This is a genomic window from Thioclava sp. DLFJ5-1 (assembly GCF_002020115.1).
In the GTDB taxonomy this organism is placed as follows: Bacteria; Pseudomonadota; Alphaproteobacteria; order Rhodobacterales; family Rhodobacteraceae; genus Thioclava; species Thioclava sediminum.
Map to the genome: position 1 here is coordinate 413,149 of NZ_MPZU01000003.1, position 23,112 is coordinate 436,260.

The window sequence follows — 23,112 nt, forward strand, 5'->3', positions numbered from 1 at the left end:
TCACTCCCCGTCCCAGCCGCGCCCGTTGCGGATCGCATCCGCCCCGAATCGCGCCCGGATCGCATCTTTGGCCCGCTCCGCCCCCGCGCGCTTGCCCGCGTAAGGATCAAGCAGGTCGCCCGCCGGATCGCGCCCATCGGCCGCCGTGAGGTCGGAAAACCCGATGCCGATGAGACGGTAGGCCTGCCCTTTCGGCAGCTTGTCGAACAGCGTCTCGCCCGCGCGATAGAGTGTGTCGGCCAATTGGCTCGGCTCCTCCAGCCGGGTCTGCCGGGTCACGGTCGCGAAATCCGCCTTCTTGAGCTTCAGCGTCACCGTCCGCCCGGCCAGATCGCGCGCCTTCATCCGGGCCGAGACCTTCTCGGCCAGATGCCACAGCTTGCCCATCAGCGCCTCGCGATCGGCGATATCGGTGTTGAAGGTGGTCTCGTTCGACACCGATTTCATCGGCGAGTCTGGAGAGACCCGCCGCGCATCGAGACCGCTGGCCAACTCAAAGAGCCGCCGCCCCGATGCGCCGAAACGGTCCTCCATCCGCGACAGCCCCGCGCGGCGAATATCGGCGAGCGTGCGGATGCCCGCGCGCCCCAGGGCCGAGCGCGTCGCCGCCCCCACGCCCCAGAGGATAGACACCGGCTTGTCGCGAAGAAACTCTTCCGTATCGCCACGCCCGATCACCGAAAACCCGCGCGGCTTGTCGAGGTCCGAGGCGATCTTGGCGAGAAACTTGTTATGCGAGAGGCCGACCGAGGCCGTGACCCCGATCTCCGTCTCGATCTCCCGCGCAAGCCGTGCCATCAGGAGCGCGGGCGGCGCATGATGCAGCCGCTCCGTCCCGCCCAGATCGAGAAACGCTTCGTCGAGCGAGAGCGGCTCGATCAGCGGCGTCAGTTCCACCATCTTCGCCCGGATCTCGCGCGAGACGCTGGCGTAATGCTCCATCCGCGGTTTGATGATCACCGCGTCGGGGCAGAGCTTGCGGGCCTGAAACATCGGCATGGCCGAGCGCACTCCGGAGATTCGCGCGATATAGCAGCAGGTCGTCACCACCCCGCGCGTGCCGCCGCCCACGATGACCGCCTGCGAAGACAGTTCGGGATTGTCGCGCTTCTCGACCGAGGCATAGAAACTGTCGCAATCGATATGCGCGATGGGCAGGTCGAACAGCTCCGGATGCGAAAGGATGCGCGACTTCCCGCAGGCGGGGCAACGCTTCGGCGCCTCGTCAAAACTCTTCAGGCAATGGCGGCAAAGGGCGGGCATGGGGACTCGATCCGGGGAATATCCCCTAGATACTCCTTCTTCCTCTTGGCGAAAATATCCCGGGGTGAATTGGCGCAGCCAAGAGGGGCAGCGCCCCCTTATGCCAACGAAAAGGGGCGGATCGCTCCGCCCCTCTCAATCGGTATTCAGCTGGCCTTAGTGCAGCGGCACGCCGTCGGCAGGCTTCGTGCCCCCCAGTGGCGCTGCATGGCCGCCGACGATCAGTCCGTTCGGGCCCGCCGTCACCTCGACCGTCGCACCATCCATGATCTCGCCGCCAAGGATCGCCTCGGCCAGCGGGTCCTGCAGCGCGCGCTGGATCACCCGCTTCAGCGGACGTGCGCCATAGACCGGGTCGTAACCCGCATCGGCGAGCCACTTGTGGGCCGACTCGTCCAGATCCAGCGTGATCTTGCGCTGCGCCAGACGTTTCTCCAGCCGCTTGAGCTGGATCTCCACGATCCCGTCCATGTTCTCGCGGTTCAGGCGATCGAAGATCACCATCTCGTCGAGACGGTTCAGGAATTCGGGGCGGAAATGCGCCCGCACCGCATCCATCACCTGACGCTTGGCCTCGCCCGCATCCGTGCCTTCCGGCAGCTGGCTGAGCGCTTGGCTGCCGAGGTTCGAGGTCAGTACGATCAGGGTCTGCTTGAAGTCGACCGTGCGGCCCTGACCATCGGTCAGCACACCGTCGTCAAGCACTTGCAGCAGCACGTTGAACACGTCCGGATGCGCCTTCTCGACCTCGTCGAACAGCACGACCTGATAGGGACGCCGCCGGACCGCTTCGGTCAGAACGCCACCCTCGTCATAGCCGACATAGCCCGGAGGGGCACCGATCAGCCGCGCCACGGAGTGTTTCTCCATGAACTCGGACATGTCGATCCGCACCATCGCCTGATCGTCGTCGAACAGATAATTCGCGACGGCCTTGGTCAGCTCGGTCTTACCCACACCGGTCGGGCCGAGGAAGAGGAACGAACCCAGCGGGCGGTTCTCGTCGTTCAGCCCCGCACGCGCCCGGCGCACGGCGTTCGACACGGCGGTGATCGCTGCATCCTGACCGACGACGCGCTTGTGCAGCTCGTCTTCCATCTTCAAGAGCTTCTCGCGCTCGCCTTCCAGCATCTTCGAGGTCGGGATGCCGGTCCAGCGTTCGACCACTTCGGCGATCTGCTCCGGACGCACCGATTCCTCGACCATCAGCTCTTCGCCCTCGGCCTCATCGGCTGCGGCGAGTTGCTTCTCGAGGCTCGGGATGATGCCGTAGCTCAGCTCACCGGCGCGGGCGAGATTGCCCTCGCGCTTGGCTTGATCGAGTTCGGCCCGGGCCTTGTCGAGCTGCTCTTTCAGGCTCCGGCCCGATTCCAGCTTGTCACGCTCGGCCTGCCATTTGGCAGTCATTTCCGAAGCGCGATCCTGCAGATCGGCCAGTTCCTTCTCGAGCTTCTCGAGACGGTCCTTCGACGCAGTGTCGTCCTCTTTCTTCAGCGCTTCCGCTTCGATCTGCATCTGCAGGATCTGACGGTCGAGCGCATCGAGCTCCTCGGGCTTGCTGTCCACTTCCATGCGCAGACGCGAGGCGGCCTCGTCCACGAGGTCGATCGCCTTGTCGGGCAGGAAGCGGTCGGTGATGTAGCGATGCGAGAGCGTCGCCGCCGAGACCAGCGCCGAGTCGGAGATCTTCACCCCGTGGTGGAGTTCGTATTTCTCCTTGATGCCGCGCAGGATCGAGATCGTGTCCTCGACCGTCGGCTCTTCCACCATCACGGGCTGGAAACGCCGGGCCAGAGCCGCGTCCTTCTCGACATATTTGCGATACTCGTCGAGCGTCGTCGCCCCCACGCAGTGCAGCTCACCGCGCGCCAGCGCCGGCTTGATCAGGTTGGCCGCATCCATCGCACCATCGGATTTCCCGGCGCCCACGAGCGTGTGCATCTCGTCGATAAACAGGATGATCTCACCCGCAGCGGCCTCGATTTCCTTGAGGATCGCTTTCAGACGCTCTTCGAACTCGCCGCGATATTTCGCACCTGCGATCAGCGCGCCCATGTCGAGCGCGAGGAGCCGCTTGTCGCGCAGCGATTCCGGGACGTCCCCGTCGATGATGCGCAGCGCGAGGCCTTCCGCGATCGCGGTCTTACCCACGCCGGGCTCACCGATCAGAACCGGGTTGTTCTTGGTCCGGCGCGATAGCACCTGCATCGCGCGGCGAATTTCCTCGTCGCGGCCGATGATCGGGTCGATCTTGCCCTGCTCGGCGGCCTCGGTCAGATCGCGCGCGTATTTCTTGAGCGCCTCATAGCCCTCTTCGGCCGAGGCCGAATCCGCCGTGCGGCCCTTGCGCAGATCGTTGATCGCGGCGTTGAGCTTCTGCGCCGTCACAGCGCCCGCATCGAGCGCATCCTTGGCGCGCGTGTTCACCATGGCCAGAGCCATCAGCACACGCTCCACCGGGACGAAGCTGTCGCCCGCTTTCTTGGCGATCTTCTCGGCCTCGTCGAGCACGCGCACGAGGCTCTGCTCGACATAGACCTGCCCGTCGCCGCCCGACACTTTCGGCAGTTTCGACACGGCCAGATCGACGGCTTCGAGCACGCGGGCAGGTTCGCCGCCGGCGCGCTTGATCAGATTGGCCGACAGCCCCTGATCGTCATCCATCAAAGCCTTCAGAAGATGCTCGGGCACCACACGTTGATGACCCTCGCGCATCGCGATCGTCTGCGCGGCCTGAAGGAAACCACGAGACCGCTCCGTGAACTTCTCCATGTTCATCGGCATTCTCCTTTTTTAAAGCCCCCGGGATGTGTCTGGCCCTGAATAGGCGCCGTCCTGACCGGGTCTCGATATGAAAAATGGGATGTGGCGCATCCCGCTTCAAGAGCTTTATGGCGACCATTTCGCCGCAGGTGGAAACCAAAACGCAAGGTTTAGCGTTTACGCAAGGACACCCATGCAGGAGGCTCCGAGGATGCATCATGCCAGCGCCACGCGTATCGCGCGCCTGATTTACAACGCCGCGCAGCGCCGTTTCGAGGCAGTCGTCGAATTCTTCACCCCCGGGATCGCGCAGCCGCTGCGGGTGCCCGTTCGGGTCGAAGCCAGTCCGAATATTTCCCATCGCCAGCTTGCCCGCGCGCTGACCCGCGAAGCGCAACGTCGTGGCATAGGCGGGCTGTGATCCCGCGAACGGCTTGACGTAGCGGTGATTGATCCGCATCAGGGGGCGATCTTGAAAAGGAGCGCCCAGCGATGACCGACATGACCCTGCCCGCCGACGACCGTCTCATCGTCGCCCTCGACGTGCCGAGCGCCTATGAAGGCCTCGTGCTGGCGAACCAGCTGGGCGACTCGGTGTCCTTCTACAAGATCGGTCTGGGAATGCTCACCGGCGGCGGCCTCGCGCTGGCCAGCGAGCTGAAGCAAGATCAGGGCAAACGCATTTTCCTCGACATGAAGCTGTTCGACATCGGCGCGACGGTCGAGAACGCCGTGCGCGGGCTGGCACAGTTCGATCTCGACTTCCTGACCGTGCATGGCGACCCCTATGTGGTGAAGGCCGCCAAGGAAGGCGCGGCGGGCACCGATCTGAAAATCCTCGCCGTGACGATCCTGACCTCGCTCGACCGCGAGGACCTGAACGGGGCGCTGATCAAGGATGGCGCGATCAGTGACCTCGTGGCGGAGCGTGCAGGCCGCGCCTTCGAGGCAGGCGCGGATGGCGTGATCGCCTCGCCGCAGGAAGCCGCGATGATCCGGGCGCTGCCCGAAGCGGCTGGCAAGCTCATCGTGACGCCGGGTGTGCGCCCGACGGGGGCCGATCTTGGCGATCAGAAGCGGATCGCGACCCCGGCGGCGGCCGTGGGCGCAGGTGCCGACCATATCGTCGTCGGTCGCCCGATCCACCGCGCGCCCGATCCGCGGGCTGCGGCGGAAGCGATCCTCAAAGAACTGCAGGGCTGATTAGCGTCTCTTACTGACCGTCGCCACCTGTCGCCGGGCCGCTCGTTTTCGATTCGGGCGCCACGTCGACCTTCGCGGCGTTCGGGTCGGACATCTGCTGCTCGCTCGGCGGGTCGGTGGCGGCGTCGTCACCCCCGTCGATTGGCGTATCGGCAACGAGCCAGACCACGACACCCAGTGCCGCGACCAGCGCAACCAGGGTGAGTATCAGGCCGCCGATACTGCTCTGTCGGTTCGAATCCTTGGCCATTCTTGCTCGCCTCTTCGCTTTGATCCCTCGGTAAAGGAAACGCGAGGCTCTGACCTGCGTTCCTCCTCCCGTCATCAGATAGGCGGAGCATGGCGCAAAATGAAACGGCGCCCCGCAGGACGCCGCTTCACTTGCACGTGATCTGCGAAAGCGGGATCAGTTCGAACCGCCGCTTTGCGTGGTGGCCTCAGCCGAGGCGCCGCTCGTGTCAGTGCTGCCGCTGTCGCTGGCTGCGGCATCGCCCGAGGCGTCGGCGCTCGACGAGTCCGCCGGGGCTGCGTTGTCGTTGTTCTCGATCGTGACCGAGGTGGCGCTCGCATCGCTCTCGGTGGGCGCAGTGCTGGCGCTTTCGTCCCCGGGCGACATCATGAGCCAAAGAACGATACCGAGGGCGACGACGACCGCGCCCAGAACGAAATAGATGCCGCCCAGACCCGAGCGTTCGTGATTATGCGTGTCAGACATGATGATCTCCTGTCGATTTTCATCTCTCTGTATTGGCGAGAGAACATCGATAGGCCGCTTCCAGTTCCCGCGATGCGCGGGAAGTCGCCGGCAGCGGTTTCGTCACACGTCTTCAGTTCTCGTTGATATCGTCATGCCATTGCTTCACCTGACCGCGCCGCACGCCCATCAGTTTGCGTAGCGCGAGCCATGCGATGATCGACAGAACCGCGAAGGTGATCAGCGTGATCGGCACCGACTTTCCGACGATGCCGATCCAGATCAGCCCGCCGGTGATCACCGCCCCGATCGAGAAGCCGAGGAAGATGAAGCCGGGGATGATCATCTCGGCTCCGCCCAGAACCAGACCGGCCAGAACCCAGACCCACGGAAGTTGCCAGAGGTCCATCACGCTTTCCTCAGAAGCTGGAAGGCGTCGGTGAAGGCCTCGAGGGCTGCGGCAGGCAGGATCACGGTCTGCTTGCCTTCGCCCTTGGCAACTTGAGCCAACGCGTCGACCTGTTTCAGCGCGACCTGATATTGCGCGGCTTCCAGGCCGTTCTTCGCAATCGCCAGCGCGACGACTTCCGTGGCATAGGCTTCGGCATCGGCAGAGATGCGGCGGGCTTCGGCCTCTTTCTGCGCCTGAAACAGCTGGGCTTCGGCGGCGAGTTCGACCGCGCGCTTCTTGCCCTCTGCCTCGGTCACCTGCGCCCGGCGCGCGCGCTCGGCATTTAACTGCTGCAGCATCGCGGCGCGGGTCGCCTCGTCGAGATTGACGTCGAGAATCTCCGCGCGCGTCACCTCGATCCCCCAATCGTCCACCATCACGGCGACCTGTTCACGGACCTTCTCGATCAGGCGGGCACGGTTCGATTGCACCTCGTCGAGTTCGATCACCCCGATTTCGGAGCGCACGATCCCCGCAACGGTCGTCGCGATCGCGGCGTCGACATCGCGGATGCGGTAGACGGTCTTTTCCGGCTCGGTGATCCGGTAGAACACCGAGGTTTCGACCTTCACCAGCACATTGTCAGCGGTGATCGCGTCCTGCATCGCGTTGGGCAACTGGCGCTCGAGGATCGAGATCTTGTGCGGCACCCGGTCGAGGAACGGCACGATGAAGTTGATGCCGGGGCCGAGTACCGCGCGCAGCCGCCCGAAGCGCTCCACGACGTGCTTCTCGGATTGCGGCACGATCCGCACGCCGAGGAAGACCGACAGGATCAACAGAACCGCGACGGCGATCATCACGATATCGCTGCCGGTTAGGGAATTAAGGAAATACATCTGGGCCTCGACCTTCTGAACTCACACTTGATTACCGGGAAAGACGCGCAAGGCGAGCAGCGTCAGCACCACGAGCACGGCCCAGCCACCGGGCCGTGAGATGAGCCAGACCGCGAGCGCGAAGCCTATCCCGAGGATACGACTGCTCGCCGTCGCGAGAAAGCCGAACAGCACGCCCATCAGGCGAATTCCATCAAATTGGGGGGCATCGACTGCTCCTTGTGGTTTTTCCACAAGTTTGCCGCAACTTCCGCGATTTGGGAAGGCCGTTGCGCTCAGCCTAAGCGTGCAGGCAGGCGCAGGCCACGCAACACGTCGGCGCCGGACATCGGGCGCTTGCCAGGGCGTTGGGCTTCGAGGATTTCCAGCGCGCCCGCGCCGCAGGCGATGGTAAACCCGTCGAGTATCTCGCCCGGTGCGCCACTTCCCTCTGCCGGGGCGGCGCGCAGCAGCTTGATCCGTTCACCCGCGATCTCGGTCCAGGCACCGGGGAAGGGGGAGAGACCGTTGATATGGCGGATCACCTCGTCGGCCGGGCGCGTCCAATCGACCTGCGCCTCCGCCTTGTCGATCTTCGCGGCATAGGTGACGCCATCCTCGGGCTGCGGCTGAAGGATCAGCGAGTCGATCTCGGACAGCGCGTCGAGGATCAGCCGCGCGCCCATCGCGCTCAGCCGATCATGCAGCTCGCCGGTGGTCTCGGTCGCGCCGATCTCCGTCGCTTCGCGCAGCAGAACCGGCCCGGTATCGAGTCCGGCTTCCATCTGCATGATGCAGATGCCCGTCTGGCTGTCGCCCGCCATGATCGCCCGGTGGATCGGGGCCGCCCCGCGCCAGCGCGGCAAAAGCGAGGCGTGGATATTCAGGCAGCCCTTCGCGGGCGCATCCAGAATGGCCTGCGGCAGGATCAGCCCGTAAGCCACCACGACCGCGATATCGGCATTCAGCGCGGCGAAGGCCTCGCGGTCCTCGGGGGCTTTGAAATTCCGCGGGGTGCGCACCTCGATCCCCAACTCCTCAGCCTTTGCATGGACCGGCGAGGGGCGCTCTTTCTTGCCGCGACCGGCGGGTCGGGGCGGCTGGCTATAGACGGCGACAACCTCATGCGCGCCGGCCAGCGCCTCCAGAACGGGGACGGAGAACTCCGGCGTTCCCATGAAGATGACGCGCATCGCTTAGCCTTTCGCGAGTTTCTTCGACTTCTGCACCAGCATCTTGCGGCGCAAGGGCGAGAGATGATCGACATACATCTTGCCGTTGAGGTGGTCGATCTGGTGCTGAACGCTCGTCGCCCAGAGGCCCACGAAATCGCGGTCCTCCATTTCGCCGTCCTCGTTGAGGAAGCGCACCGTAACCGCGCGGGGCCGCTCGATCGGGGCGGAGATACCCGGCAGGTTCGGCGAGGCCTCTTCATGCTTGCGCATCTGCACCGACGCATGCAGCACTTCCGGGTTCGCCATCCGCACGGCCTGACCGCGCTTGTCGGATGCATCGACCACCGCGAGGCGCATCATGATCCCGATCTGGGGGGCGGCAAGCCCGACACCGGGCATCGCATCCATCGTCTCGACCATGTCGTCCCAGATCATCCGAACGGTCTCGGTGATCGTCTCGACCGGCTCGGCGGGGCGATGCAGGCGGCGGTCGTCATAGGGGATGAAGGCGCGCGAAGCCATCAGAGGATCGGATCCTTGGCCGCGCCCGCACGGGCGCGCTCGCGCTTGAGCTTCTCCATCTTGCGGGTGATCATCTTGCGCTTCATCGGACCGAGATAGTCGATGAACAGCTTGCCGTTGAGGTGGTCGAACTCGTGCTGCGCGCAGGTCGCCCAGAGCGCGTCGAACTGCTCCTCATGGCTTTGCCCGTCGAGGCCGAGCCACTTCATCCGCACCTCGGAGGGGCGCGTCACCTCGGCATATTGATCCGGGATCGACAGGCAGCCTTCCTCGTAGACATTGGTCTCTTCCGAGGTCCAGCTGATCTCGGGATTGATCAGGACCATCGGCTCGGGGGCCGCTTCCTTGTCCTTCACGCAATCCATCACGAAGATCCGCTTCATCACGCCGACCTGTGGCCCGGCCAAGCCGATGCCGGGCGCGTCATACATGGTCGCGAGCATGTCATCGGCGAGCTTGCGGATCTCGTCGTTAACTTCGGGCACCGGCTCGCAGACCTTTTTCAGGCGCGGATCGGGATGGATCAGGATCGGTCGTAGCGTCATGGGCAGGGATTTAGGCGAAGCAATGCGTCTGTGCAATGGCAGCGGTGATTGTGCCAGTGACAAAACGCCGTTTGTAACCCGGCTTTGCTTTTGCTCAGATGCGCCCGATCCGACCAATGAGAGGCCCAGATGAGTAAACCCGACTTCGACGAAATCATCGACCGCGTAGGCACCCATTCGCAGAAATGGGACGGGATGGAAAAGTATTACGGGGTTTCGCCGGAAGACGGGATCGCGATGTGGGTCGCGGATATGGATTTCCGCCCGCCCACCTGCGTGCAGCGCGCGCTCGAGGAAATGGTCGCGCAGGGAATCTACGGGTACTGGGGCGGCGAGGACGAGTATCGCGCCGCGATCCAGTGGTGGATGCGCGAGCGCCACGGCTGGGAGATCGAGCCGGACTGGATCTTCACGACCCACGGTCTGGTCAACGGCACCGCGCTCTGCGTCGATGCCTATACCGACCCGGGTGATGCGGTGGTTCTGATGACGCCGGTCTACCATGCCTTCGCGCGGGTCATCCGTGCGGCCGGGCGCGAGGTGCGCGAATGCCCGTTGAAACTGGTCGATGGCCGCTACGAGATGGATTTCGACGCCTGGGACGGGTCGATGACGGGGGCCGAGAAAATGCTCGTCCTCTGTTCGCCGCATAACCCCGGCGGGCGCGTCTGGACCCGCGCGGAGCTTGAGGCCACGGCGGCATTCGCGAAGCGCCACGGGCTGGTGCTGGTCTCGGACGAGATTCACCATGACATCGTGATGCCGGGCGAAACCCATACCCCGATGGCAAATGCCGCGCCCGATCTGCCGCTGGTGATGATGACGGCCACCACGAAGACCTTCAACATCGCGGGCACGCATACGGGCAACGTGATCATCTCGGACCCGGATCTGCGCGCCCGATTCGCGTCGCGGATGGCTGCTTTGGGGATCTCGCCCAACAGTTTCGGCATCGCGATGGCGACGGCGGCCTACAGCCCCGAGGGGGCGGCGTGGGTCGATGCGCTGAACGAATATCTCGACGAGAACCGCCGGATTTTCGATCAGGGGGTCGCCGAGATTCCGGGGCTGAAGTCGATGCCTCTCGAAGCGACCTATCTCGCTTGGGTCGATTTCTCCGGCACTGGAATGGAGCCCGAGGAATACAAGTCGCGTGTTCTGAAGGATGCGAAGATCGCAGTGAATTTCGGGGCGACGTTCGGGGCAGGCGGCGAGACCTTCCTGCGCTTCAACCTCGCCACGCCGCGGGCGCGGGTGCGCGAAGCGGTGGAGCGCTTGCAAGCCGCCTTCTCTGATCTGCAATGAAAAAAGGGCCGGTTTTCCGGCCCTTTCCTTTGAGATCTCGGTCTCTCTCAGATCTTCGTCAGGTAGCCCGACAACGCCGGTCCTTCCTGCGCGAAATCGAGCGCCGCGCGATCGCTGACAGGGGTTTCGCGCTTCACCGTGCAGATCAGCTCGTTTCCCTGAATTTCCGAGGCCACGATCAGGCAGGTCGCGACGTGCTTGGCGCCGTCGTAAAGATCGACATGGCCGCGCAGATGCGTGACTTCGTCGGCATCCAACGCGAAGCCACCCGGCACCCGGCGCAGCACCGGCCAGATTTGACCGCCCGCGAGAACACGCAGGCGTGCCTTTTTCGCCGCATCGCGTTTCTGCGCGGCGCGCAGTCCTTCAAGGACCTCCTTCGGCAGGAATTCCATGACATCCTCCAACAGCTTCCCCGTGATCCATGCTGATCACCTCAATGTAAAAAGCAAGTTAACCATTCAGACGATCCGATTCTGCGGCTGCAAAGAGTGCTGAAATTGCAACGGCTTGCATGGCCGCCGCATCGGGTTGTCGCGCTGGGCCGCGCGAGATAGCGTCGAGGGTGACCGCGCAACCCGGAGGCTCTCATGCGTAAAGCTCTGCTCACCCTGACCCTCGCTCTCTCGCCCATGTTCAACGTCGGTATTGCCCATGCCGAGTGCGGCGGTAGCTGGTCCGGTTTCCTGTCCGGGATTCGCAGCGATCTGCAGGCGGCTGGATTGAACGCGCAGCAGGCCGATGCGTTCCTCGCCGGTGCGCGGCAGAATCAGGCCGTGTTGCGGGCGGACCGGGCGCAGGGGGTATTTCGCAAAACCTTTCTCGAATTCGCGAGCGCGGTGATCAGCAAGAACCGGATGGTCAACGGGGCGAAAAACGCCAAGCGCTATGCGAAAACCTTCGACCGGATGGAGCAGACCTATGGCGTCTCGCGCGGGGTTCTGCTCGCCTTCTGGGCGCTCGAGACCGATTACGGCGCAGTGCAGGGCGATTTCAACACGCGCGATGCGCTGCTGACGCTGGCCCATGATTGCCGTCGGCCCGAGCTGTTCCGTCCGCAAGTGATTGCCGCGGGCGAGCTGTTCCGGCGCGGCGATTTCGATCCCAAGCGAACCACCGGTGCCTGGGCGGGAGAGATCGGGCAGGTGCAGATGCTGCCCGAAGACATCCTGCACAACGGGGTCGATGGCGATGGCGACGGCCATGTGCGCCTGAAGACCTCGGCGCCCGATGCGCTGATGTCGGGGGCGAATATGCTGCGCGATATGGGGTGGCGCCCGAACGAGCCGTGGATGCAGGAAGTGACTGTGCCCAACAATCTCGATTGGTCCCAGACCGGGCTCACCACCGAATTGCCGGTCTCCGAATGGGCGGCGCGCGGCGTGCGTGCGCGGCAGGGGCAGCTTGCGCGCAACCTGCGCGGGTCGATCCTTTTGCCGATGGGGCGCAAGGGGCCAGCCTTTATCGTCTATCCGAATTTCCGCGTGCTGTTCGAATGGAACAAGAGCTTCGTCTACGTCACCAGCGCGGCCTATTTCGCCACGCGCCTCGAAGGGGCGCCGCGCCTCGATCCCGGCGCGCCCGAACCGGGGCTGAGCGTGTCGCAGATGAAGCGGTTGCAGGAGAAGCTGGTCGCGAAGGGCTACGACGTGGGGGCGGTTGACGGCATCCTCGGCGCCAACACTCGCAACGCGGTCCAGACGGCGCAAGAGAAGTTCGGACTGCCCGCGGATGGATGGCCGACACGCGCCTTGCTCGATCGGTTGTGACCGCGTCGGGGCGGGCGGTCACCCCGCTGCGCCGCCAAGTGCGAAGAAATCGAGGAACGGGCTGAGTAGGTAGCGGATCGGAGAGACCGGTGCGGTCTGCAGGAAGACCTCGGCGGGCATACCGGGCACGAGCAGCCTGCGTTCTTCCGCGTCGAGCTCGTCCATATCGAAGGTGATCCGCACTTCGAAATAACTTTTCCCGGTCGCCGGATCGGTCAGTGTGTCCGGGGAAATACGCGTGATAGTGCCTGTCACGTCACTCGAGATTCGCCGCGACAGTCCCGGAAAGCGGAGGATCGCAGTTTGGCCTGCCGCCACCCCGTCGATATTGGTCGGATCGACCTGCGCATTTATGATGAGTGGCCGCCCGGTCTCTACGATTGCCATCGCCATCTCTGCCGGGCGCAGCACCGCATGCGCGCCGCGCAGGCGCACATCGTGCACCGTGCCGCTGACTGGCGCGCGTAGGGTGCGCCGCGCCAATTCGTGGCGCAGATGTGTGGTGCGCGCAGAGAGCTCGATGGCGCGGGCGTTGCTGGATTCGAGTTGTGACTCGATTTCCTCCCGGCGTTGCCATTGCAGCCGCGACGCGGTGAGCACCACGCCGCCGCTTTGCACCGTGAGCTGCGTTTTCTGGGCGCTTAACGCGCCGAGTTGTCGCTCCAGCGAGACCTGCTCGCGGGTGAGGCCGAGTATTTGCGCCGATGTGGCGAGGCCGCGATCCTTCAGCCGTTCGCGGAGGGCGAGTTCTTTTTCGATCAACCGCTCTTCGCGTTCCAGCGCTGTGACCTGTGCATCGAGCCCGTCGCGCTGCGCGCGGATTTGCTGCAGCTGCCGCGCCATTTCGGCGCGTTGCTGAGCGAAGGACTGTTTGCGGGCTTCGAACAGGGAATTCTGCCCCTCGACCAGATCGGCGACATCCGCGCGGAGCTTGGCCGCCTCCAAAAGCTGCCTCGGGTAAGGGACCGTGTTCGCACCGTCCCGTTCGGCTTGCAGCCGCGCGCGCTGGGCCTGCAGGGCAAAATCCGAGGCTTCGACGATGGCCAGCTCGGTCCGGATGTCGTCCGAGGCAAGGCGCATCAGCACTTGGCCGCGGGTGACGTGATCGCCGCTTTTGACATAGATCTGTTCGATGGTCCCGCCGCTCGGATGCTCGATCACATGGCGGGAGCTGTCGACTTCGATCCGCCCTGAGGCCTGGATGGATCCGGCGAGCCGCGTGACGGTGAGCCAAAGGGCGGATCCGATGAAGAGGGCTACGATCGCCGCGAGGCCGAAGCTGATCGGGACGCCATGTTGCGAAGGGGTGCAGCAGGTGCCCCCTTGCCCGGAATGGATGCAGGCGTCGCTCACGCGGCGCTGTCCGCGCGTGGAACCACGCGGGCCTTCGTGGCCGAGGCGATCATGCGCTTGAGAACGTCGTCACGCGCGCCGAGGGCGCGCTGCGCCCCGTGGTCGAGTACGAGGATGCGTTCGCATTCGGCGAGCGCGCCGGGGCTGTTGGTCATCACGATCGCCGCGCCGCCGCGTGCCTTCAGATCGCTCAGCATCGTGTGCAGACACGCGCCGCCATCTCCACTGAGCAGGAGGTTCGGTTCATCGAGAATAAGCAGGATCGGGTCGTGATAGAGCGCCCGCGAAAGCGCGACGAGCTGGCGCTGGCGATCGGAGAGCGAAGCCCCCTCGAATTCGATCGGTGTGTCGTAGCCCGCGGGCATTTTGAGAATCATCTGATGCGCGCCGGCGCGTTTGGCTGCGGCGATGACTCGGTCCATGTCGGGTGCGAGGTCGAGCCGGGCGATATTCTCGGCCACGGTGCCGGGGAAAAAGGTGACCGATTGCGGCAGGTAGCCGATCAGTCGCCCCAAATTGTCGCGGTCGTATTGATCCAGCGGCACCTCGTCGAGGCGGATCGTGCCCGAGCTTGGATGGGAGAAGTTGCACAGGCTGCGCGCGAGAACGGATTTGCCTGCGCCGAGCGGGCCGATCACCCCGAGCGCCTCGCCGGGTTCGAGCGTGAAGCTGATCATCTCGATCGCCGCTCGGTCGGAATTGGCCGGCCGGACGGTGATGTCTTCGACGGCGAGGCGCGCCTTCGGGCTCACCCATTCGGTGCCCTTTTGCGCGGCCGGGTGAGCGCCGAGCAGGGCCGCCAGCCGGTCGCGGGCGACGGTGGCGCGCTGCCATTGCGTCCATCCGCCCACGGCAAGCTCGACCGGTGCGAGCGATCGACCCATCAGGATCGAGGCGGCGATCATCGCCCCCGCGCTCAACTCGCCCTGCAGGACGAGATAGGCGCCAAGCGCCAGCATCGAGGTTTGCAGCAGCATCCGCAGCGCGCGCATCGAGGCATGGAAGCTGCCGCTGAGATCAGTGGCCCGAATCGCATTGTCCATCGTTTCATGCCGCGCCGCCTGCCAGCGTTTGAAGCCGCTTTCGCGCATCCCAAGCGAAACGACCGTTTCGATCTGGCGAAGAAAATCGTTTCCGAGATACCGGGCTTTGTTCTCCAGCTGCGTCGTCTCTTCCATACGCCCGCGCGTCACGAATTGCGTGGCGAGAGACAGCAGGATCAACGTGGCACCCCCGGCGAAGGCCAGAGCGCCGAGCCACGGGTGAAACACGAACAGCACTCCGAGATAGAGCGGCGTCCAGGGCAGATCGAACACCGCCGCCGCGACCGGGGAGGCATAATAGCGCTGGACGATTTCCAGATCGCGCAGGGCGTTGTTGGAGGACCGCTCCTGCGTGTTGATGGTGGCGTCGATGATGGCGGCGTCGAACACGCGCCGCTCGAGGCCGCGCTGATGATCCGCCCCGATTCGGGCGAGCAGGCGACCTCGCGCCCAATCAATGACGCCCATCATCGTGAAGAGAAAGGCCACCAGCAGGAACAGGTTGATCAGCGTCGGCAAGGACCGCGCGGGCCGCACGCGGTCATAGACCTGCAGCATGAACAGCGGCCCCGCGAGAACGAGCAGATTAATGAAGGCCGCAAATATTGCGACCAGCACGAATTGCCTTCGTACCCGGCCCAGCAGCCGGGCCATCTCCCGTCGTCCTTTGAGGATGTTGCGTTTGATGATGGCTTGATCGGTGTTGGAATATGGCATCGTGCTCTCCCCGCGATGACGGGCGCTGATCGGAGCGCCGCGCTTGGCAAGGGTGATGCGAGCGCGCTGAACGGGCCGTTAATTTCGCCGCTCCTTTTCCCGTCAATTCGATCCATTTCTTCCGGAACTCCGGAGTTCTGAGCGACTCGCGTTGCGGCAAGACCGGATGCGCCCTATCTATTTCAGGACCTAAGCCGCAACGCAGGGGGGGGAGCGACTTTGGCGCAGGATTTAGAAAAGAGGGCCTCGGCGCGCGTCGGCGTGCGGTGGTCTGCGGTGGCTACGATGACGGCGCTTGCGCTGGGGTTGGCCGCCTGCGCACCTGCGCCGCCCGCGACCGGCATTCCGGACCCTTACGAGGCGGCAAATCGCAAGACGCATGAGTTCAACAAGAAGCTCGATTCGGCCTTCTTCCGCTCCGATTCGACCGATGGCAGTGGCCCCGGTCCGGTGACGAAAACGCTCTATAATGTCGGCAGCAATCTCAGCCTTCCGGGGAAGGTGCTCAACTCTCTGCTGCAAGGACGACCCGAGCCGGCCGTGAAGAACACCTTCCGATTCTTCATCAACTCGACGATCGGGCTGGGAGGGATTTTCGATCCGGCGGGGACGGATTTCTCGTTGCCCGAGACGGATACCGACTTCGGCGAGACGCTGCATGTCTGGGGCGTGGGCGAGGGTAATTATCAGGAATTGCCGGTCTTCGGGCCGTCCACGACGCGTGATACAGTCGGGATGGTCGTCGATTTCGTGATCGACCCGCTGGGCGCGCTGCCCGACAAGGAGCGCATCGCCGCAGGGGCGCTACGCTTCGGCGGCAATGTGGCGAAGCGCAACATGTATGGCACCACTGTCGATTCGATCCTGTATGACAGTGCCGACAGCTATGCTCAAAGCCGGCTTCTGTATCTGCAGAACCGACGCTACGAACTCAATGGCGAGGAGGCCACCGATGCGAATGCCTACGATCCCTACGAAGACCTTCTGCCGCAATAGGCGGCAGGTTCTGGGCCTCGGCGCGGCGGGTCTGGCGGCGGCGATGGTGCCGGGGTCGGCATATGCGCTGACCGATGCGCAGGCGCGCGCACTGATCCAGAAAGCGGTGAACGAGGTCAATGCGGCCATCGCCTCGGGGCGCACCGGGCCCGCGCTCTATGCGATGTTCGAACGGATTTTCGCGCGATATGCGGATGTGAACGTCATCGCGCGTTCGGCGCTGGGCGTGGCGGCGCGGCAAGCGAGCCCGGCGCAACTCGCGGCCTTCACCAAGGCGTTCCAGGGCTACCTCTCGCGCAAATACGGCAAGCGGTTCCGCGAGTTCCAGGGCGCGAAGTTCCAGATCCAGGGCGCACGCCCGATCAAGACCTTCTACGAGGTGAAGACGCTCGCGACCCTGCCGGGGCAGGCGCCGTTCGAGGTGCTGTGGCAGGTCTCGGATCGCTCCGGCAGCGACAAGTTCTTCAACCTGATCGTCGAGGGCGTGAACATGCTCGCCTCCGAACGGGCCGAGATCGGTGCGATGCTCGATCGGCGTCGCGGCAATATCAACGCGATGATCGAGGATCTGAAACGAGCCGGCTAAGCCGCGCAGGCTTCGGCCCGGCGAGACGCCGTACCAAATGAAAGCGCCCGGGCCAGTGGTCCGGGCGTTTCTTTCGTTTCGGCTCGGTCGCTCAGTTGCTGCCGAAGATGTTGAGCAGCTCGTTGAGGATCGACTGCGACGGATCGCGCCGCTGCCGCTGGGGCTCGGCGGGCGCTTGACCCGCGCTCTGGCTTTGACCCTGAGACTGCTGAGCCGGCACCTGCCAGTCGCCGGGATGGGCCATCGGCAGCGGCTTGGGATCTTCACCGTTGAGCACACGCTTCATCGTCTCGTGGAAGATCTCGGCGGGCAGGCCACCCCCGGTCGTGCCTTTCAGCGGCGTGTTGTCGTCATTGCCCATCCAGACGCCGACCACGTAATCCGAGGTGAAGCCCACGAACCAGGCATCGCGCGCGCTCTGCGTGGTGCCGGTCTTGCCTGCGATCTCGTAGCCGTCGATGTTGGCGCGGCGGCCGGTCCCGTGCAGCACGACCTGACGCATCATATAGGTCAGTTCTTGCGCCGCTTTCTTCGAGATCACGCGCTCGCCGATCCCGCCGGGCTTACCGAAGAGCGGCTGGTCGTCGCCTCTCAGCGTCAGCGAGGTCAGCCCGTAGGGTTGAACCGAAGAGCCGCCATTGAGGATGCCCGCATAGGCCCCCGTCATATCGAGCAGGTCCGATTCCCCCACGCCAAGCGCCACCGAAGGCAGGTTCGGCAGGTCCTGCGCAAAGCCGAAGCCTTCCGCGACCTTGATGACATTCTCGCGGCCCACGGCCTCGGAGACGCGCACGGTCGCCACGTTCACCGAATGCTCCAGCGCCGTGGTCAGTGTGATCGGCCCCATGTAGCTGCGCTCGTAGTTGCGCGGGCTCCAATCCGGCGAGCCGGGCATCTTCACCGTGAGCGGCGCGTCATCCACCATCGAATCCGGCGTGTAGCCCAGATCGAGCGCGGTCGCGTAGACGAAGGGCTTGAAGGTCGAGCCGGTCTGCCGCTGCGCCATGGTCGCGTGGTTGAACGCACCCGAGACCTTCGTGGCCCGACCACCTACCATGCCGCGCACGGCGCCATCAGCGCTCATCACGACGATCGCGGATTCGGCCTTCGAACCTTTGGAGACCTTGTTGTCGTAGACCGACTTCATCGCGTCTTCGGCCGCCGACTGGATGCGCTGATCGAGCGTCGTGTTGATGACAACATCCTCGGTCGTGTCTCGCGACAGGAAGTCCGGGATCGTATCCATCACCCAATCCGCGAAATAGCCGCCCGCGCGTTTCTGCGCTGCCTGGCTCAGAGTGGCGGGGTTGTTCTTCGCGTCGAGGTACTGCCGATCCGTCAGGTAGTTTTGCTCATGCATGAGGCTGAGAACGGTCGCTGCCCGCTCCTGCGAGCGTTCGAGGCTGGAGGTCGGGGCGTAGTAGCTCGGGGCTTTCAGAAGGCCCGCCAGCATCGCCGCTTGCTGCGGATCTACATTGGCCGCCGAGATGCCGAAATAGCGCTCCGACGCGGCTTCGAAGCCGCGCGCACCCGCACCGAGATAGGCGCGGTTGAGGTAGATCGAAAGGATTTCATCTTTCGAGTATTTCAGTTCCAGCGCGAAGGCGTAGGGCACTTCCTTGATCTTGCGGCGCAGACCGCCCGAACGGCAGTCATTCTCGTAGGCGGCTTCGTTCTTCCATTTCTTCGGGTCGAACTTCACGCCGAGGCACAGGAGCTTCGCGGTCTGCTGCGTGATGGTCGAACCGCCGTTGCCATCGAAAGGCCCGCGCCCTTCGCGCATGTTGATCGCCATTGCCGAGGCGATGCCGCGCGGCGAGATGCCGAAGTGATGGTAGAAGCGGCGGTCTTCGGTCGCGACCACGGCGTCGCGCAGATAGGGCGAGACGTTTTTCGCGTCGATCTGGCCGCCGAAGGTCTCGCCGCGCCAGGCGAAGACCTTGCCCTGATCGTCGAGCATCGTGACCGAGCCGCGGGTGCGGCCGTCGAGCAGCTTCGTGTAGTCAGGCAGGGTCGAGTAGAAATACAGCGTCGCTGCGCCCACCACGAGGGCGACGATCATCGCGAGGCGCCAGCCGACGCCCCATACGACCCGCCAGATCAACCGGGCGAGGCCGATGATCAGGCCGGTGACCGGCCCGTTGCGCCGCGGCGGCTTACCTCGGCCGCCACCGCCACCTCCGCCGTTACCTCCACCCCGGCGCGCATTCTTGCGCGGCTTGGTGGGTTTCGATGCCTTGGGAGGCTGCTTCGACGAGGAATAGCGCTTGTCGGCCACGAGGCGCCCGCGCCCTCCGCCTTTCTGAGTCATCTGCCTGTTCCGCTGCCTGCGATTTAATTGCGCGCAATCTACACGGGCCGACCCGAGATGTGCACCCGCGAAAAATCACGTTTCAGATTTGCAATGTGATTAAAAAAGCGGCAAAGCGCACAAATTGTGCAAATTTGAGCCAGAATCCGCTGAGGCTGCCACTCGGACGGAACCTCGTTTCCTTGTGCGAAAGGGGCACAGCGGGCCTTTTAACACCGTGCGATGTCACCAAGCGGGCATCGAAAGGGCTGAACAAGGAAGGGATGTCAGGTGAAACTCATCATTGCAGCAATCAAGCCGTTCAAGCTGGAGGAGGTGCGCGAGGCGCTCACCACCATCGGCGTGCGCGGAATGATGGTGACCGAGATCAAAGGCTTCGGTGCCCAGTCGGGTCACACGGAAATCTATCGTGGTGCCGAATACGCCGTGAACTTCGTGCCGAAGGTCAAGCTGGAGATCGTCGTCGCGGACGGCCTCGCCGACGAGGTTGTCGACACGATCATGAAAGCCGCGAAAACCGACAAGATCGGCGACGGCAAAATCTTCGTTCTCGATGTCGGGCAGGCGGTTCGCGTGCGTACCGGCGAATCCAATGACGACGCGCTTTAAGGCGCGACAGGGGGAAAGTAGGAAAATGAACAAGCTTTCGAAAATCACTGGCCTTGCGGTTGCGATGACCGCGGTGGCCCTGCCGGCGCTGGCGCAAGACGCCGCCCCGGTCGATCCGCCGGCCAATGAGATCGGCTTCATCCTGAACACCTTCATGTTCCTCGTCACCGGCTTCCTGGTGATGTGGATGGGCGCGGGCTTCTCGATGCTCGAGGCTGGCCTCGTGCGTTCGAAGAACGTGACCATGCAGTCGCTGAAGAACATCGCGCTCTTCGCGATCGCGGCGATCATGTACTACCTGATCGGCTACAACCTGATGTACCCGGGCGACGGCTGGTCGATCAACGGCGTGCTCGGTGCTTTCTCGACCACCTCGCTCGAGCCCGTTGGCGTCGGCGCGGATTCGGTCGACCTGACCTATGCTTCGGTCGGTTCGGACTTCTTCTTCCAGCTGATGTTCTGCGCCACCACCGCGTCGATCGTTTCGGGCACCCTGGCCGAGCGCATCAAGCTGTGGCCGTTCCTGATCTTCACCGTGATCCTGACGGGCTTCATCTACCCGATCCAGGCTTCGTGGAAATGGGGCGGCGGCTTCCTGGACGCCGATTTCGGCTTCCTCGACTTCGCTGGCTCGACCGTCGTGCACTCGGTCGGTGGCTGGGCAGCTCTCGCAGGCGCTCTGATCCTCGGCCCGCGTATCGGCAAGTATAAGGACGGCAAGGTCCAGGCTATGCCCGGTTCGAACCTGACGCTCGCTACGCTCGGTACCTTCATCCTGTGGCTCGGCTGGTTCGGCTTCAACGGCGGTTCGCAGCTCTACATGAACACCGTGGGCAACGTCGCCGACATCTCGCGCATCTTCGCCAACACCAACACGGCAGCTGCCGGTGGCGCGATCGCCGCGCTGATCCTGACCCAGATCCTCTACAAGAAGCCGGATCTGACCATGGTTCTCAACGGCGCTCTGGCTGGCCTCGTGTCGATCACGGCTGAGCCGCTGACCCCGAGCCTCGGTGCAGCGACCATCATCGGCGCGATCGGCGGTATCATCGTGGTCCTGCTGGTTCCGATGCTCGACAAGCTGAAGATCGATGACGTCGTGGGCGCTATCCCGGTCCACCTCGGCGCTGGTATCTGGGGCACGCTGGCTGTTCCGATCACCAACCCCGACGGCACCTTCTATGGCCAGATCGTTTCGATCATCATCGTCGGCATCTTCGTCTTCGTGGTCTCGGCAATCATCTGGTTCATCCTCAAAGCCGTCATGGGCATCCGCGCCCCGGCCGAGGACGAGATGATGGGCCTCGACAAGGCGGAACTCGGCATGGAAGCCTATCCGGAGTTCGTCAACTAAGACGCCGCATCCAAGACAAAGCGAAAGGCCCGGGAGCGATCCCGGGCCTTTTTCATTGCGTCTGGTGTCGGCTTACTCGGTGACCGGAGCGCCTTGCGGCTTCTGGCCTCCGCCGCTGTTCTGGTAATCCGGCTTGCGCAGGAAGAAGACGAGCGGGATGGCCGCCAGCGTGACCCACATCATGAACTTGAAGTCGTCCACGTAAGAGATCATCGCCGCCTGCTGCGTCGCGAGGTTGTTGAGCACCGTAAGGGCCGCCTCTCGCGACATGCCGCTCGCACCGTTCATCACGCCCGAGAGGTTCTGCGGATTGATCGCAGAGACGATCTCGGAATGGTTCACCGCGATATTGTGGGTGAGCAGCGCGGTCACAATCGAGATCCCGATGGACGAGCCGATATTGCGCAGAAGCGAGAACAGCGCCGTGCCGTCGCCGCGATATTCCGGGGCGAGCGTGGCGAAAGCCAGCGTCGAGATCGGCACGAAGACCGAGCCCAGCCCGAAGCCCTGAATCACGCCCGAGATGATGATCCATTTCGGTCCCATCTGCGGCGAGAAGGTCGACATGATGTGCAGCGAATAGGCCGTGAAGGACAGCCCGACCACCACGAGGATACGCAGGTCGATGACCTTCACCAACCGCCCGATCAGCAGCATCATGATCATCGCCCCCACGCCGCGCGGTGACATCACCAAGCCCGTCGTGAGCGTCGGATAGCTGAAGATGTTCGACAGCATCGGCGGCAGCAGTGCCAGCGAGGCGAGCAGGATGATCCCGATCACGAAGATGAACAGCAGCCCCATCGAGAGGTTGCGGTCGAGGAACATCTTCGGTTCGAGGAAGGGCTTTTTCGCGCTGAGAATCCACACGAGGAAGACCCAGAACCCGCTGATCGCGAGCGCGGCCTCGATCCAGATCTCGCGCGAGGCGAACCAGTCGAGATCGGACCCACGGTCGAGCATCATCTGCAACGACCCGATAGCCACCGCCAGTGCCGCGAAGCCGAAGAAGTCGAAGCCGATCTTCTTCTTGGGGGTCTCGGGCAGGAAGAAGGCGGAGCCCGCGATGGCGATCATCCCGAGCGGCACGTTGATGTAGAACACCCAGCGCCAGTTGATCACTTCGGTCAGATAGCCGCCCAGCGTCGGGCCGATGATCGGGCCAAGCATGATACCCGCGCCGAACATCGCCATCGCCTGCCCGTGCTTCTCGCGCGGGTTGATGTCGAGCATGAAGTTCTGTGCGAGCGGCACGATGGCCGCGCCGAACACGCCCTGCATGAGTCGGAAGATCACCATCACGTCGAGCGACCACGCGATCCCGCAAAGCATCGAGAAAACGACGAAGCCGATCACCGCGACCATGAAGATCTCGCGCCGTCCGAAGCGGTTGGCAAGCCAACCCGACAGCGGGGTCACGATAGCTGCGGCCACGATATAGGAAGTCAGCACCCAGTTGATCGTATCGCGCGACGCGCCGAGGTCGGCGCGCATGTCCGGCAGGGCCACGTTCGCGATGGTGGTATCGAGCACCTGCATGATCACGGCCAGCATCAGCGACGCCATGATCAGCGCGCGATGCGGCACGTTATTCGGGTCGATCCCCTTGGGTTGTTTGTCTGCGGCCTCGGCCAT

Annotated in this window: 23 protein-coding genes; 8 read left to right on the top strand and 15 right to left on the bottom strand. The window is 63.9% G+C overall.

Going from position 1 to position 23,112, the window contains the following annotated elements; all coding sequences use genetic code 11:
• Together BMI86_RS12710 and clpB are read right to left on the bottom strand one after the other, a co-directional pair.
• Positions 1-1,263, bottom strand: a complete 1,263-nt coding sequence (locus BMI86_RS12710; RefSeq protein WP_078541722.1) for a DNA polymerase IV — start codon at positions 1,261-1,263, stop codon at positions 1-3.
• A 156-nt stretch (positions 1,264-1,419) separates the two neighbouring features.
• Positions 1,420-4,041 carry an ATP-dependent chaperone ClpB gene (gene clpB, locus BMI86_RS12715; protein ID WP_078541723.1) on the bottom strand — a complete coding sequence of 874 codons (2,622 nt, stop codon included), beginning with the start codon at positions 4,039-4,041 and terminating at the stop codon, positions 1,420-1,422.
• A gap of 196 nt (positions 4,042-4,237) precedes the next feature.
• Between clpB and BMI86_RS12720 the strand changes: the two genes are divergently transcribed.
• On the top strand, positions 4,238-4,447 hold the full coding sequence (locus BMI86_RS12720) for a hypothetical protein (RefSeq protein WP_078541724.1): 210 nt from the start codon (positions 4,238-4,240) through the stop codon (positions 4,445-4,447).
• A gap of 80 nt (positions 4,448-4,527) precedes the next feature.
• Complete coding sequence (gene pyrF, locus BMI86_RS12725) at positions 4,528-5,229, top strand: orotidine-5'-phosphate decarboxylase (RefSeq protein ID WP_078541769.1); 702 nt, start codon at positions 4,528-4,530, stop codon at positions 5,227-5,229.
• A gap of 10 nt (positions 5,230-5,239) precedes the next feature.
• On the opposite strand, the gene BMI86_RS12730 is transcribed toward pyrF, so the two are convergent.
• From BMI86_RS12730 to def (BMI86_RS12760), 8 genes are all read right to left on the bottom strand, one after another.
• Entirely contained in the window at positions 5,240-5,479 is a 240-nt protein-coding gene (locus tag BMI86_RS12730) for a hypothetical protein (RefSeq protein ID WP_078541725.1), read from the bottom strand.
• Positions 5,480-5,635: 156 nt separating this feature from the next.
• Positions 5,636-5,944, bottom strand: a complete 309-nt coding sequence (locus BMI86_RS12735) for a hypothetical protein (protein ID WP_078522375.1) — start codon at positions 5,942-5,944, stop codon at positions 5,636-5,638.
• Positions 5,945-6,056: 112 nt separating this feature from the next.
• Positions 6,057-6,332 carry a hypothetical protein gene (locus tag BMI86_RS12740; RefSeq protein WP_078522376.1) on the bottom strand — a complete coding sequence of 92 codons (276 nt, stop codon included), beginning with the start codon at positions 6,330-6,332 and terminating at the stop codon, positions 6,057-6,059.
• A complete protein-coding gene (locus BMI86_RS12745) occupies positions 6,332-7,213 on the bottom strand; it encodes an SPFH domain-containing protein (RefSeq protein ID WP_078541726.1) in 882 nt (293 codons plus the stop codon). Before BMI86_RS12745 ends, BMI86_RS12740 begins: the two co-directional genes overlap by 1 nt.
• 21 nt (positions 7,214-7,234) lie before the next feature.
• Positions 7,235-7,393 (bottom strand): hypothetical protein, encoded by a 159-nt coding sequence (locus tag BMI86_RS21270; RefSeq protein WP_165756939.1) that lies wholly within the window; start codon positions 7,391-7,393, stop codon positions 7,235-7,237.
• A 95-nt stretch (positions 7,394-7,488) separates the two neighbouring features.
• Entirely contained in the window at positions 7,489-8,385 is an 897-nt protein-coding gene (gene fmt, locus BMI86_RS12750) for a methionyl-tRNA formyltransferase (protein WP_078541727.1), read from the bottom strand.
• 3 nt (positions 8,386-8,388) lie between these two features.
• Positions 8,389-8,889, bottom strand: coding sequence for a peptide deformylase (gene def, locus BMI86_RS12755; protein WP_078522379.1), 501 nt, complete (start codon positions 8,887-8,889; stop codon positions 8,389-8,391).
• A complete protein-coding gene (def, locus tag BMI86_RS12760) occupies positions 8,889-9,434 on the bottom strand; it encodes a peptide deformylase (RefSeq protein ID WP_075775430.1) in 546 nt (181 codons plus the stop codon). The genes def (BMI86_RS12755) and def (BMI86_RS12760) overlap by 1 nt, the downstream gene beginning before the upstream one ends.
• 129 nt (positions 9,435-9,563) lie before the next feature.
• Here def (BMI86_RS12760) and BMI86_RS12765 point away from each other — a divergent pair, with 129 nt between their 5' ends.
• Positions 9,564-10,739 carry a MalY/PatB family protein gene (locus BMI86_RS12765; protein ID WP_078541728.1) on the top strand — a complete coding sequence of 392 codons (1,176 nt, stop codon included), beginning with the start codon at positions 9,564-9,566 and terminating at the stop codon, positions 10,737-10,739.
• Positions 10,740-10,786: 47 nt separating this feature from the next.
• Here the strand turns inward: BMI86_RS12765 and BMI86_RS12770 are convergent, their stop codons facing one another.
• Positions 10,787-11,134, bottom strand: a complete 348-nt coding sequence (locus tag BMI86_RS12770) for a hypothetical protein (RefSeq protein WP_078541729.1) — start codon at positions 11,132-11,134, stop codon at positions 10,787-10,789.
• Between the two features lie 195 nt (positions 11,135-11,329).
• On the opposite strand from BMI86_RS12770, the gene BMI86_RS12775 reads away from it, so the two are divergent.
• Positions 11,330-12,508, top strand: coding sequence for a lytic murein transglycosylase (locus tag BMI86_RS12775; RefSeq protein ID WP_078541730.1), 1,179 nt, complete (start codon positions 11,330-11,332; stop codon positions 12,506-12,508).
• A gap of 18 nt (positions 12,509-12,526) precedes the next feature.
• On the opposite strand, the gene BMI86_RS12780 is transcribed toward BMI86_RS12775, so the two are convergent.
• Positions 12,527-13,861, bottom strand: a complete 1,335-nt coding sequence (locus tag BMI86_RS12780) for an HlyD family type I secretion periplasmic adaptor subunit (protein WP_078541731.1) — start codon at positions 13,859-13,861, stop codon at positions 12,527-12,529.
• Positions 13,858-15,621: a type I secretion system permease/ATPase gene (locus BMI86_RS12785; protein ID WP_078541732.1), complete on the bottom strand. Its 1,764-nt coding sequence runs from the start codon at positions 15,619-15,621 to the stop codon at positions 13,858-13,860. The genes BMI86_RS12780 and BMI86_RS12785 overlap by 4 nt, the downstream gene beginning before the upstream one ends.
• A gap of 285 nt (positions 15,622-15,906) precedes the next feature.
• Here BMI86_RS12785 and BMI86_RS12790 point away from each other — a divergent pair, with 285 nt between their 5' ends.
• The gene (locus tag BMI86_RS12790) at positions 15,907-16,617 is read left to right on the top strand and encodes a VacJ family lipoprotein (RefSeq protein WP_078541770.1); all 711 of its coding nucleotides are present in this window, start codon (positions 15,907-15,909) and stop codon (positions 16,615-16,617) included.
• Positions 16,580-17,203, top strand: a complete 624-nt coding sequence (locus BMI86_RS12795; protein WP_078541733.1) for an ABC transporter substrate-binding protein — start codon at positions 16,580-16,582, stop codon at positions 17,201-17,203. Before BMI86_RS12790 ends, BMI86_RS12795 begins: the two co-directional genes overlap by 38 nt.
• 91 nt (positions 17,204-17,294) lie before the next feature.
• Here BMI86_RS12795 and BMI86_RS12800 read toward each other — a convergent pair whose 3' ends face one another.
• Entirely contained in the window at positions 17,295-19,514 is a 2,220-nt protein-coding gene (locus tag BMI86_RS12800) for a transglycosylase domain-containing protein (protein ID WP_078541734.1), read from the bottom strand.
• Between the two features lie 270 nt (positions 19,515-19,784).
• On the opposite strand from BMI86_RS12800, the gene BMI86_RS12805 reads away from it, so the two are divergent.
• Both BMI86_RS12805 and BMI86_RS12810 read left to right on the top strand, forming a co-directional pair.
• On the top strand, positions 19,785-20,123 hold the full coding sequence (locus tag BMI86_RS12805; protein WP_078522388.1) for a P-II family nitrogen regulator: 339 nt from the start codon (positions 19,785-19,787) through the stop codon (positions 20,121-20,123).
• Positions 20,124-20,187: 64 nt separating this feature from the next.
• The gene (locus BMI86_RS12810) at positions 20,188-21,477 is read left to right on the top strand and encodes an ammonium transporter (protein ID WP_078522416.1); all 1,290 of its coding nucleotides are present in this window, start codon (positions 20,188-20,190) and stop codon (positions 21,475-21,477) included.
• 72 nt (positions 21,478-21,549) lie between these two features.
• On the opposite strand, the gene BMI86_RS12815 is transcribed toward BMI86_RS12810, so the two are convergent.
• Positions 21,550-23,112, bottom strand: coding sequence for a DHA2 family efflux MFS transporter permease subunit (locus BMI86_RS12815; RefSeq protein ID WP_078541735.1), 1,563 nt, complete (start codon positions 23,110-23,112; stop codon positions 21,550-21,552).

Bases quoted from the DNA above. Each gene is read 5' to 3' on its own strand.
- BMI86_RS12710 (WP_078541722.1), bottom strand. From the start codon at position 1,263: ATGCCCGCCCTTTGCCGCCATTGCCTGAAGAGTTTTGACGAGGCGCCG.
- clpB (WP_078541723.1), bottom strand. From the start codon at position 4,041: ATGAACATGGAGAAGTTCACGGAGCGGTCTCGTGGTTTCCTTCAGGCC.
- BMI86_RS12720 (WP_078541724.1), top strand. From the start codon at position 4,238: ATGCATCATGCCAGCGCCACGCGTATCGCGCGCCTGATTTACAACGCC.
- pyrF (WP_078541769.1), top strand. From the start codon at position 4,528: ATGACCCTGCCCGCCGACGACCGTCTCATCGTCGCCCTCGACGTGCCG.
- BMI86_RS12730 (WP_078541725.1), bottom strand. From the start codon at position 5,479: ATGGCCAAGGATTCGAACCGACAGAGCAGTATCGGCGGCCTGATACTC.
- BMI86_RS12735 (WP_078522375.1), bottom strand. From the start codon at position 5,944: ATGTCTGACACGCATAATCACGAACGCTCGGGTCTGGGCGGCATCTAT.
- BMI86_RS12740 (WP_078522376.1), bottom strand. From the start codon at position 6,332: ATGGACCTCTGGCAACTTCCGTGGGTCTGGGTTCTGGCCGGTCTGGTT.
- BMI86_RS12745 (WP_078541726.1), bottom strand. From the start codon at position 7,213: ATGTATTTCCTTAATTCCCTAACCGGCAGCGATATCGTGATGATCGCC.
- BMI86_RS21270 (WP_165756939.1), bottom strand. From the start codon at position 7,393: ATGGGCGTGCTGTTCGGCTTTCTCGCGACGGCGAGCAGTCGTATCCTC.
- fmt (WP_078541727.1), bottom strand. From the start codon at position 8,385: ATGCGCGTCATCTTCATGGGAACGCCGGAGTTCTCCGTCCCCGTTCTG.
- def (WP_078522379.1), bottom strand. From the start codon at position 8,889: ATGGCTTCGCGCGCCTTCATCCCCTATGACGACCGCCGCCTGCATCGC.
- def (WP_075775430.1), bottom strand. From the start codon at position 9,434: ATGACGCTACGACCGATCCTGATCCATCCCGATCCGCGCCTGAAAAAG.
- BMI86_RS12765 (WP_078541728.1), top strand. From the start codon at position 9,564: ATGAGTAAACCCGACTTCGACGAAATCATCGACCGCGTAGGCACCCAT.
- BMI86_RS12770 (WP_078541729.1), bottom strand. From the start codon at position 11,134: ATGGAATTCCTGCCGAAGGAGGTCCTTGAAGGACTGCGCGCCGCGCAG.
- BMI86_RS12775 (WP_078541730.1), top strand. From the start codon at position 11,330: ATGCGTAAAGCTCTGCTCACCCTGACCCTCGCTCTCTCGCCCATGTTC.
- BMI86_RS12785 (WP_078541732.1), bottom strand. From the start codon at position 15,621: ATGCCATATTCCAACACCGATCAAGCCATCATCAAACGCAACATCCTC.
- BMI86_RS12790 (WP_078541770.1), top strand. From the start codon at position 15,907: ATGACGGCGCTTGCGCTGGGGTTGGCCGCCTGCGCACCTGCGCCGCCC.
- BMI86_RS12795 (WP_078541733.1), top strand. From the start codon at position 16,580: ATGCCTACGATCCCTACGAAGACCTTCTGCCGCAATAGGCGGCAGGTT.
- BMI86_RS12800 (WP_078541734.1), bottom strand. From the start codon at position 19,514: ATGACTCAGAAAGGCGGAGGGCGCGGGCGCCTCGTGGCCGACAAGCGC.
- BMI86_RS12810 (WP_078522416.1), top strand. From the start codon at position 20,188: ATGACCGCGGTGGCCCTGCCGGCGCTGGCGCAAGACGCCGCCCCGGTC.
- BMI86_RS12815 (WP_078541735.1), bottom strand. From the start codon at position 23,112: ATGGCCGAGGCCGCAGACAAACAACCCAAGGGGATCGACCCGAATAAC.